The organism is Streptomyces sp. NPDC060209, from assembly GCF_042728155.1.
GTDB lineage: Bacteria > Actinomycetota > Actinomycetes > Streptomycetales > Streptomycetaceae > Streptomyces.
This window is the reverse complement of sequence record NZ_JBHWZS010000383.1, coordinates 1-7315: the sequence shown is the minus strand read 5'-3', so window position 1 is coordinate 7315 and position 7315 is coordinate 1. Positions and strand designations below refer to the sequence as shown.

The window sequence follows — 7315 nt, the reverse complement described above, 5'->3', positions numbered from 1 at the left end:
GACGTAGCATGATCCGTATGGAGCAGCGCACACTCGGCAGGACCGGCCGTGACGTATCGGTCGTAGGACAGGGCACCTGGCAGCTGGGCGGGGACTGGGGCGAGGTGCGGGAGGCCGATGCCTTCGGCGTCCTCGACGCCGCCGTCGAGTCGGGAGTCACCTTCTTCGACACCGCCGACGTGTACGGCGACGGCCGCAGCGAACAGCTCATCGGCCGCTATCTGAAGGACCGGCCCGACGCGGACATCTTCGTCGCCACCAAGATGGGCCGGCGAGCCGAACAGCTGCCGGAGAACTACGTCCTGGACAACTTCCGTACCTGGAACGACCGCTCGCGCACCAACCTCGGCGTCGACACCCTCGACCTCGTGCAACTGCACTGCCCGCCCACGGCCGTCTACTCCTCGGACGCCGTGTACGACGCCCTCGACACGCTCGTCGCCGAACAGAGGATCGCCGCCTACGCCGTGAGCGTCGAGACATGCGCCGAGGCGCTCACGGCCATCGCCAGGCCCGGTGTCGCAAGCGTCCAGATCATCCTCAACCCGTTCCGCCTGAAGCCCCTCGAAGAGGTCCTCCCGGCCGCCGTCGAGGCAGGGGTCGGCATCATCGCGCGCGTTCCGCTCGCCTCGGGGCTGCTGTCCGGCAGGTACACCGCCGACACGGTCTTCGCCCCCGAGGACCACCGCACTTACAACCGCCACGGCGAGGCGTTCGACCAGGGCGAGACGTTCTCCGGTGTCGACTACGCGACCGGTGTGGCCGCTGCCGCCGAGTTCGCCGGGTTCGCTCCCGAAGGCGCCACCCCGGCTCGGACCGCATTGCGCTGGATCATCCAGCAGCCCGGTGTCACCAGTGTCATCCCCGGCGCGCGTTCGGTGGAGCAGGCCCGTGCCAACGCGTCGGCCGCCGCGCTGCCGCCGCTCCCGCAGGGCACCCTGGACGCGGTGCGCGACCTGTACGACCGCCGGATCCGCGCGGAGGTCCACCCGCGCTGGTGAGCCGAGGGGTCAGTCGTCCTCGTCGCCGCCGCCCTGAGCGGGACCCGTCGCCGGTTCGTCCGGCGCGGGTGATTCGAGCCCCGCCGTCGGGGTGGAGCCGGGGTCCGGGTTGTCCGCGGCTCCGGTGTCCGGCGCGAAGAGGATCGTGCCCAGATAGACCGCCGCCAGGAAGGCGACCGTTCCGGCCACGGCGCTCGCCACGCGCGGGCGGCGCCGGATGGCCTCACTCGTGCTGATCCGGCGCGTGGTGGCCGATCGGCTCGCGGATCTGGATGCACGGGGCGCGGGAGCCGCCCGTCTGCGCCCGGTGGCCTGCGGCAGCCGGTACGTCGACACGCCCCCGGTGGCCGGGGCGCCCGGAGCCGGGGACGTCGAGGAAGCGGCCGGGGCGGCAGGCCGCGGGGCGGCGGGTGCGTGGTGCGGCAGCGGCTCGGGCCGCCCGCGCCAGGCATCCGTACGGAACCAGTCGGAGACCTGCTGCGCGCTGGGCCGGTCCTCGGGCTTCTTCGCCAGCAGGCCCAGCAGATACGAATCGAAGGCGGGGGAGATGTCCACCCCCCGCTGTCTGACCGGCACCGGAGGCGTGTCCACGTGCTGGTAGAGCGTCGCGGTCGCCGTGTCCGAGCGGAACGGCGGCTGTCCGGCCAGCAGTTGGTAGATGACGCAGCCGAGGGAGTACATGTCCGACGCGGAATCGGCTGTACGGCCCAGGGCCCGCTCGGGAGCCAGATACAGGCTCGTGCCGACGATGTGGCCTGCCGTGGTCAGAGCCGTCGAGGGGTCGTCGACGAACTGGGCGATGCCGAAGTCCCCGATCTTCACGGACCCGTCGGCGTCCAGCATCAGGTTGCCGGGCTTGATGTCACGGTGGACGATGCCCTGCCGGTGCGCCGCGGCCAGACCGGCGGCGGCCTGACCCGCGATGAGTGCGACCTGCTCGGGGTGGACCGACTCCTGAGCCTCCAGCAGATCCCCGAGGCTCCTGCCCTCGACCAGCTCCATCACCAGATAGAAGCGGTCCTCCCAGGAGCCGAAGTCGAAAACGGCCACCAGGTGAGGGTGACTCAGGCGGGCGGCCGTCTGCGCCTCGAGGCGGAAGCGCGCGGTCGACGAGGCATCGGCCTGGTCGCCGAGCAGCAGCTTCACCGCCACGGCCCGTCCCAGCACTTCGTCCGTGGCGCGCCACACCTCACCCATACCGCCACGGCCGATGGGGGATATCAGCCGGTACCGCCCAGCAACCAGCACCTGTGCACACCAATCTCGAATTGTGGCCCGCTCCGACTGCCGCGGCGGCGACCTCATGGGGCTCATCGCCTCGGTGGGTTGCGTCAGGGTGCGCGGCGTGACCAGGATATCCGTCCCCCGGGCCTCCGCTCGCCCGGCCGGACACACGGACGCCGGATCCGGCCAATCGGTGCGCCGGACCGGCCTGTTCTCACCCGGTGGAGAGCCAGTCGAGCACGGCGGCAGCGGTGAATTCCGCCTGTCCGCCCGGGAACAGCAACTCCGCCTTCCCGAACACCGCCCCGTCCGAAGTCGCTTCGGTCTCGGGGATCGCGACACAGCGCATTCCCGCCGCGTGAGCCGCCCGGACGCCCGGGACTGCGTCCTCCAGGACCACACACGAGTCCGGGGCGACGCCGAGCCGACGGGCCGCCTCCAGGAACACGTCGGGTTCCGGCTTGCCGCGCGCCACCTCCTCGGCGGACACGAACAGGGGGAGGTACGCGTCCAGGCCCGTGACCGCGAGCGTGGCCGCGATCGCGGCCCTGGACGACCCCGACGCCACCGCCATCGGCACCCCGTCCTCGTGCAGCCGCTCGACGAGAGTGCGCATCTCCGGGAAGGCGGTGGTGGATGTCCCGGCGAGCTCCAGGTAGAGGGCGTTCTTGCCGGCCAGCAGTTCGTCGACCGGCGCCTCGATGCCGTACTCCTCGCGCAGGACGGTGAGGGTCTCACGGGTGCCGATCCCGATGAAGCGGGTGTGGTTCTCCCAGCTGAAGTCCCGCACGCCGTAACGGGCGAGGAGCCGGCGTCCCGCCTCGTAGTAGTTCGGCTCACTGTCGACGAGGGTGCCGTCGAGGTCGAAGAGGACGGGCGGTACCGGGAGGCGCGGGGTCTTCATGACCTCCAGCATGCCCGACGGTGATCAGCGGGGACCCGCTGCCCGCCCCACCGCCTCGACCAGCGGCAGGACCCGGTACGCCACACGCTCGCGCAGAGCCACGTCGGTCCGGGTCCTGACCACGCCGGGGAGCTGGATCAGCTGCTGGATCACGTCCTCCAGATGCCCGTTGTCACGGGCCACGACGCGGGTCAGGAGATCGCCGCCCCCGGTGGTCGAGAACGCCTCGATGATCTCCGGGACGGTCGCGAGCGCGTCACCCACCTCGTCCAGATGCCCCTGGGTGACCTCCAGGTGCACGAAGGCGAGCACGGGGTGACCGAGGGCAGCGGGGGAGAGGGCGGGGCCCGTACCCGTGATCACTCCGTCCCGCTCCAGACGGTCCAGCCGGGCCTGAAGGGTGCCGCGCGCCACCCCGAGGACGCGTGCGTACTCGCGCACGCTGGTACGCGGCTGCTCGATGAGCAGTCGCAGGATGCGGGTGTCGAGGGCGTCCACGGCCATGTCCGGCTGTGCTCCTCCCGGTTCGGTGATCGGTCGCCCGACTGTACCCAGGGCAGGACGACGGCACAGGGCACCCGGTGGCGGGGCGGGCGCCAGGCTGCCCCCGGGGGGCGCGTCCGCGGACTCAGCGTGCGGTTGCCGGAGCCGTCGACTCGCGCCATACGACCGAGGTGATCAGGTCGTGGCCGCCGGGCTCCGGCATGCCCCGCAGCTCGGCCAGTAGCCGCCGGATCGCACGGCGTCCGAGCTGTTCGTGGTCGACCGCCACGGTGGTCAGCGAGGGCACCATCGCGGCTCCGAGAGGGTTGTTGTCCCAGCCGGTGACGCTCAGATCCGCCGGCACGCGCCAGCCCCGTTCCACCGCGCCGCGGATGGCACCCGCGGCGAGCAGGTCGTTGGCGCAGACGACCGCGGTGACGCCGCAGTCCGCCGGCAGGGCGAGCACGGCCTGTCGGGCCTTGTCGGCGAGCCAGTCGCAGTCCACGACGCCGTAGGACTCCAGCCCGAGACGCCCGACCGTCTCCAGGTAGACCTGCCGGCGCAACCGGGCCGAGGTATGCGTGTGGTCCCCCGCGGCGTGCAGGAAACGGCGGTGCCCCTGTCCGGCCAGCCGCTCGATGACATCGGCGAGCGTCGAGGCGTCCGCGAGTCCGCCGATGCCGCGCATCTGTTCGTCGTATTCCGCCTCGATCACGACGGGGGTGCCCCCGCCCTGCCTCCGCGAGGAGAGCTGAGGCAGGGGGGTCAGCGACAGGATCCCCTCGAACAGGCCGGAATCGGCGAGGTCGAGCACCCGGGCGGCCCTGGACTCCGGCGCTCCGCCCAGCGTCACCACCTCGACGACGTACCCGGCCTCATGGGCGGCGGCCGCGGCGCCGGTGAGCACCTCCAGGGAACTGACCGCCGTACCCGCTGGGACGAGCAGCGCCAGTCGTCCGGTCCTGCTGTCCCGCATCGCCCTGGCCACCAGATTGGGCCGGTAGTCGAGCTGTGCGATGGCCTGCCCGATGCGTTCTTGCAGGTCCTCGCCGATCGTCCGGTCGGCACGCAGGTATCGCGACACGGTCTGGTGCGACACCCCCGCGAGACGTGCGACGTCGCGGATGGTCGGCCGGCGTGTCGATGCTTCCCGGGTCACCCGAGGTTCCTTCCTGGAGCCGCCGCACGATGATTGACACCTTGAGTGACCGTTCACTACCGTCTCGATCCGGGCACGGCACTCACTCATGCGCAGTTCCACGTTATCAAGAGCGGGAGAGTCGCGGGATCTCAAGTGACCGTTCACATCGATCATCCAGGTCCGCGTCAGGGACAGCGCGGCCCCGAGGACCGGACGAAACGACAGACCGAGAGGCAAGGCACGTGGTGACCAAACACAGCCCGGTGGACCAGAACCCGACCGCACCTGCGCCCCCGTCGAGCACCAGCACCCAGGCCGGACCGGGCGTGGTTCCGGAGTTCGCGCCCCCGCCCCCGGGCCGCCGCCGCACCCGCTACGCGGTGGCCGGTACCGGCCACCGTGCAGGCATGTACGTCTCGGCCCTGACCGGGGAGCACGCGGACGTCGGCGAACTGGTGGCGTGGCTGGACCCGAACCCGGCCAGGATCGACTACTACGACGCGTACGTCGGGCAGGCGCTCGGCTCCGGGACCCCCGCGGGCCTGCCGCGCTACCTGCCCGAGGGACTGGAGGCGATGATCGCCGAGCAGGCCGTCGACGTCGTCGTCGTCACGAGTGTCGACCGTACGCACGCCGAACTGGTGGACCGTGCCCTGCGGGCGGGGGCCGACGTGGTGGTGGAGAAGCCGCTCACGACGGATGCTGACGGGTGCCGGCGCATCACCGCGGCCGTGGCCGAAACCGGCCGGGACGTGGTGATGACCTTCAACTACCGTTACGCACCGCGCAACTCCTCGCTCCGTCATCTGATCTCCAGTGGTGCCGTCGGACAGGTGACGGGTGTGCACTTCGAGTGGGCGCTCGACACCATGCACGGTGCTGACTACTTCCGGCGCTGGCACCGGGACAAGGCCAACTCCGGTGGTCTGCTAGTGCACAAGGCGAGCCATCACTTCGACCTGGTCAACTGGTGGCTGGACGACGTCCCCGCCCGTGTCTTCGCCTCCGGCGGCCTGAGGTTCTACGGCGACAGGAACGCGGCCGACAGGGGCATGGGCCCGCGTCCGGAGCGCGGGACCGGCGCACAGGGGGACCCCTTCTCGCTCGACCTGAGGGACGACCCGCGCCTGGAGGCGCTGTACCTGCGGGCGGAGGAGCACGACGGGTACCTCCGTGACCAGGACCCGTTCGCTCCCGGCATCACCATCGAGGACAACCTGTCCGTCCTGGTCGACTACGAGGGGGGAGCGACGCTCAGCTACTCGCTCAACGCGCACAGCCCGTGGGAGGGGTACAGGGTCACCGTCAACGGCACGCAGGGCAGGGCGGAACTCCACGTCGTGGAACGCGGCCACCTCCGGCTCGACACGAACGGCGGCATCGACCTCGATCCGTCCGCAGCCGGCACCGGTCCCGCCGACGACATCCGGCCGACGGGCCACAGGCTGGTACTGCAGAGGCACTGGGGACGGGCCGAGGAGGTTCCCGTCCCGGAAGGCATCGGAGGCCACGGGGGCGGGGACGCGATCCTCCTCAAGGACGTCTTCCGGCGCGAGTTGCGCGTGGGGGCGGATCCTCTGAGCCGTTCCGCCGGATACCTGGACGGAGTGCGTGCCGTCGCGGTCGGCGCGGCGGCGAACCAGTCACTCGTCACCGGGCTCCCGGTCATGGTCGAGGACCTCGGCCTGGGCGTCCGCCTCACCGACGGCTCGCCCACGGCCGGGCCGAGCCGTCCAGTGGTGTCACCCTGATGCTCCTAGGGGCGTCGCGCCGGACCGGGCCGGGAGCAGGCGCGTGCTCTCCGCCCGGTCAGGCGTCCCAGGCGCGGGGGCGGTTCAGCCCTTCCCACTCGGGGCGCAGGAGCGAGAACACGGCGAGGTCGTGGCGGAGGCCGCGATGAAGACAGGCGGAGCGGCTGGTGCCCTCGTGCACGAAGCCGGATCCGGTGAGGACGGCGCGTGCGGGGGCGTTCCCGGTGTGGGTCTCCGCCGTGAGGCGGTGCAACGGGAGTTCACCGAACGCCAGGTCCACGAGGGCGTCGAGGGCGTCGGAGCCGTGGCCGCGCCCCCGGTGCTCAGGGGCCAGCATCAGCTCGATCTGTGCCGTGCCGTTGACGATGTTCTGCCCGCTCAGCGCGATGTGGCCGACAGGGGTGCGGTCAGGGAGCAGGACGAGGAAGTCGTCACGGTCGTCGTCATCAAGGTTGCGCTCGATGCGCTCGCGCATCGCGGTGAGGGAGCGTGGCCAGATACCGATCTCATGGGCGGCCACCGGGTCGGACCGCCAGCTGTGCAGGAGCTCGGCGTCCTCCATGTCGACTGCCGCGAGACCGACGGTCCTGGCTCGCCAGGCGACTTCTCTGTCAGCCGCTTCGCCATACGTGTCGTCGGCGTTGCCCTCGTCTTCGGTCATGGGCGGATGGTAGGGGGCGAGTCCGAGCCGGAACCACCGGATTTCTCCGCTTCCCGGATCGGCGGGACGGGCGGTGGCCGGCCTGCGGCGCGTATCCGGGCGGTTCGGCTCGAAGCTGTTCCGGCCGGCCCGTCGCCCTGCCGTTGAACG

7 protein-coding genes are annotated in these 7315 nt (G+C 71.3%); 2 read left to right on the top strand and 5 right to left on the bottom strand.

Features of this window, described 5'->3' with window-relative positions; translation table 11 throughout:
* Window positions 1-8: 8 nt before the first annotated feature.
* Window positions 9-1001, top strand: coding sequence for an aldo/keto reductase (locus ACFWFI_RS38905; protein WP_387400004.1), 993 nt, complete (start codon window positions 9-11; stop codon window positions 999-1001).
* A gap of 9 nt (window positions 1002-1010) precedes the next feature.
* Here the strand turns inward: ACFWFI_RS38905 and ACFWFI_RS38900 are convergent, their stop codons facing one another.
* From ACFWFI_RS38900 to ACFWFI_RS38885, 4 genes are all read right to left on the bottom strand, one after another.
* On the bottom strand, window positions 1011-2198 hold the full coding sequence (locus ACFWFI_RS38900; RefSeq protein WP_387400002.1) for a serine/threonine-protein kinase: 1188 nt from the start codon (window positions 2196-2198) through the stop codon (window positions 1011-1013).
* A gap of 241 nt (window positions 2199-2439) precedes the next feature.
* Window positions 2440-3129 (bottom strand): HAD family hydrolase, encoded by a 690-nt coding sequence (locus tag ACFWFI_RS38895; protein WP_387400000.1) that lies wholly within the window; start codon window positions 3127-3129, stop codon window positions 2440-2442.
* 24 nt (window positions 3130-3153) lie between these two features.
* The gene (locus tag ACFWFI_RS38890; RefSeq protein WP_387399998.1) at window positions 3154-3633 is read right to left on the bottom strand and encodes an Lrp/AsnC family transcriptional regulator; all 480 of its coding nucleotides are present in this window, start codon (window positions 3631-3633) and stop codon (window positions 3154-3156) included.
* Between the two features lie 124 nt (window positions 3634-3757).
* Window positions 3758-4771, bottom strand: coding sequence for a LacI family DNA-binding transcriptional regulator (locus ACFWFI_RS38885; protein ID WP_387399996.1), 1014 nt, complete (start codon window positions 4769-4771; stop codon window positions 3758-3760).
* A gap of 227 nt (window positions 4772-4998) precedes the next feature.
* Between ACFWFI_RS38885 and ACFWFI_RS38880 the strand changes: the two genes are divergently transcribed.
* Entirely contained in the window at window positions 4999-6504 is a 1506-nt protein-coding gene (locus ACFWFI_RS38880; RefSeq protein ID WP_387399994.1) for a Gfo/Idh/MocA family protein, read from the top strand.
* 58 nt (window positions 6505-6562) lie between these two features.
* Here ACFWFI_RS38880 and ACFWFI_RS38875 read toward each other — a convergent pair whose 3' ends face one another.
* Window positions 6563-7165 carry a GNAT family N-acetyltransferase gene (locus ACFWFI_RS38875; RefSeq protein ID WP_387399992.1) on the bottom strand — a complete coding sequence of 201 codons (603 nt, stop codon included), beginning with the start codon at window positions 7163-7165 and terminating at the stop codon, window positions 6563-6565.
* Window positions 7166-7315 lie beyond the last annotated feature (150 nt).

Bases quoted from the DNA above. Each gene is read 5' to 3' on its own strand.
- ACFWFI_RS38905 (WP_387400004.1), top strand. From the start codon at position 9: ATGATCCGTATGGAGCAGCGCACACTCGGCAGGACCGGCCGTGACGTA.
- ACFWFI_RS38900 (WP_387400002.1), bottom strand. From the start codon at position 2,198: ATGGGTGAGGTGTGGCGCGCCACGGACGAAGTGCTGGGACGGGCCGTG.
- ACFWFI_RS38895 (WP_387400000.1), bottom strand. From the start codon at position 3,129: ATGAAGACCCCGCGCCTCCCGGTACCGCCCGTCCTCTTCGACCTCGAC.
- ACFWFI_RS38890 (WP_387399998.1), bottom strand. From the start codon at position 3,633: ATGGCCGTGGACGCCCTCGACACCCGCATCCTGCGACTGCTCATCGAG.
- ACFWFI_RS38875 (WP_387399992.1), bottom strand. From the start codon at position 7,165: ATGACCGAAGACGAGGGCAACGCCGACGACACGTATGGCGAAGCGGCT.